Below are 1,384 nucleotides of genomic sequence, written 5' to 3' on the forward strand. Positions count from 1 at the left end.
TCGTGCAAAGCGGCAAAAGGTAGGCTTCGCAATCCGGGATCGACTGACAGCAACAACGTCTGAATTCCTAAGTTTTGTAAGTCTTTTTCTAGGGGTGCGATCGCCCATTTATATAGTTGCTGGGCTGCCGGTAGATAAGTCTTAGTATCGCGTTTCGCGGGATTGGTGATTTCAGTGCGGAACTTCTGGACGGTGGGGAAAAGAGCTGCTCTGTTGGCTTCTGGGACGCTGTAGTGAATCGGCTGCCCCACGGGAGGAACTAAAATTAGTTCCAATCGATCTTCTCGCGAGATTATGTAGATAATACCAGACCGCTTCCCGGTTTGCTGTTCGATATTTTTTAAAGTTTCTTGGAATGTCGGAATCAAGACTTCTTCCTCTGGGAGGTTGGTTTTTACCCCCAGGTATTCTCCAAATTCTTGGTTCCTCATTTTTTCGATTCCCCAGACTGTTTTCTGTATGTCGTTACCTTCAAAAAGTCGATCGGGAGACGGAACATATCCCAGAACTACATTAGAAGTAGGGTTGACTGTTGGCAGTTGTTGTGATGGTGGTGAGGGTGGTACAAAGTCCCTGGGTAATTTACTGGTGATAGTGCGATCGAGGGTTAAAATTCGACCGGCTACACTACCGGGGTTGTCTAGCGATGAATTTTTGCCACGGCGTTCCAAGTCTCCTGCATCTAGGGGTGAGGGTTGCGGTGCGGGATCTTGTGTTTCTGTATTATCGATCGGAGGTGGAGTTACAACCACAGTTGGATTTTTACTGGGAGTGGGAGTGGGAGTTACAACCACAGTTGGATTTTTACTGGGAGTGGGAGTGGGAGTTACAACCACAGTTGGATTTTCACTGGGAATGGGAGTGGGAGTTACAACCACAGTTGGATTTTCACTGGGAGTGGGAGTGATAGTTACAACCACAGTTGGATTTTTACTGGGAGTGGGAGTGGGAGTTACAACCACAGTTGGATTTTCACTGGGAGTGGGAGTGGGAGTTACAACCACAGTTGGATTTTCACTGGGAGTGGGAGTGGGAGTGATACTCAGAGTGGGAGTTGGAGTTACAACTGGAGGGAAAGTGACACTCAGAGTGGGAGTGGGAGTGACACTTGGAGTGGGAGTGGGAGTGACACTCGGAGTGGGAGTTGGCGTTGGCGTTGGCGTCGGGTCGATCGCGTCATCAGTGGAAAACACAATATTACCAACACGAATAGAACGCGGAAACGACTGCGATGTAATGCTAGATTGTCCCGTTGTAATTGCACCCGCCGTACCGTTGCTAGCAGCATTTCCCACTACAAACGGTTGAATTGGCGCCCCTGCATCTCCCCCTGCGTGCACAATTGTAATTTTGCCACCACCGGCGCCGCCTGCAGTAGAAATGC

1 protein-coding gene is annotated in these 1,384 nt (G+C 49.3%); it reads right to left on the bottom strand.

The features are described 5' to 3' along the window. Positions 1–1,384 (bottom strand): CHAT domain-containing protein (locus ACUVJL_RS32710; protein WP_445249635.1); only part of this gene is annotated, 1,384 nt, incomplete at both ends.

Origin of the sequence: Microcoleus sp. OTE_8_concoct_300, assembly GCF_031383065.1 — a bacterium.
Classification (GTDB): Bacteria; Cyanobacteriota; Cyanobacteriia; order Cyanobacteriales; family Microcoleaceae; genus Microcoleus.